Origin of the sequence: Kluyvera chengduensis (genome assembly GCF_044197065.1) — a bacterium.
GTDB lineage: Bacteria > Pseudomonadota > Gammaproteobacteria > Enterobacterales > Enterobacteriaceae > Kluyvera > Kluyvera ascorbata_C.
The window spans coordinates 1-1,121 of sequence record NZ_JBIQOI010000021.1 but is presented as its reverse complement, the minus strand read 5'-3'; the positions used below and the strand labels follow the sequence as shown (position 1 = coordinate 1,121).

The following is a 1,121-nucleotide window of genomic DNA, read 5'->3' as shown; positions in this document are numbered from 1 at the left end:
CTTACACACCCAGCCTATCAACGTCGTCGTCTTCAACGTTCCTTCAGGACTCTCAAGGAGTCAGGGAGAACTCATCTTGGGGCAAGTTTCGTGCTTAGATGCTTTCAGCACTTATCTTTTCCGCATTTAGCTACCGGGCAATGCCATTGGCATGACAACCCGAACACCAGTGATGCGTCCACTCCGGTCCTCTCGTACTAGGAGCAGCCCCCCTCAATTCTCCAGCGCCCACGGCAGATAGGGACCGAACTGTCTCACGACGTTCTAAACCCAGCTCGCGTACCACTTTAAATGGCGAACAGCCATACCCTTGGGACCTACTTCAGCCCCAGGATGTGATGAGCCGACATCGAGGTGCCAAACACCGCCGTCGATATGAACTCTTGGGCGGTATCAGCCTGTTATCCCCGGAGTACCTTTTATCCGTTGAGCGATGGCCCTTCCATACAGAACCACCGGATCACTAAGACCTGCTTTCGCACCTGCTCGAGCCGTCACTCTCGCAGTCAAGCTAGCTTATGCCTTTGCACTAACCTCCTGATGTCCGACCAGGATTAGCTAACCTTCGTGCTCCTCCGTTACTCTTTAGGAGGAGACCGCCCCAGTCAAACTACCCACCAGACACTGTCCGCAACCCGGATTACGGGTCTACGTTAGAACACCAGCCATTAAAGGGTGGTATTTCAAGGTTGGCTCCATGCGAACTGGCGTCCACACTTCAAAGCCTCCCACCTATCCTACACATCAAGGACCAGTGTTCAGTGTCAAGCTATAGTAAAGGTTCACGGGGTCTTTCCGTCTTGCCGCGGGTACACTGCATCTTCACAGCGAGTTCAATTTCACTGAGTCTCGGGTGGAGACAGCCTGGCCATCATTACGCCATTCGTGCAGGTCGGAACTTACCCGACAAGGAATTTCGCTACCTTAGGACCGTTATAGTTACGGCCGCCGTTTACCGGGGCTTCGATCAAGAGCTTCGCGTTGCCGCTAACCCCATCAATTAACCTTCCGGCACCGGGCAGGCGTCACACCGTATACGTCCACTTTCGTGTTTGCACAGTGCTGTGTTTTTAATAAACAGTTGCAGCCAGCTGGTATCTTCGACTGATTTCAGCTCCATG

1 rRNA gene is annotated in these 1,121 nt (G+C 53.2%); it reads right to left on the bottom strand.

The features are described from left to right. Positions 1-1,121 (bottom strand): 23S ribosomal RNA (locus tag ACH1XZ_RS23160); the annotation flags it as partial.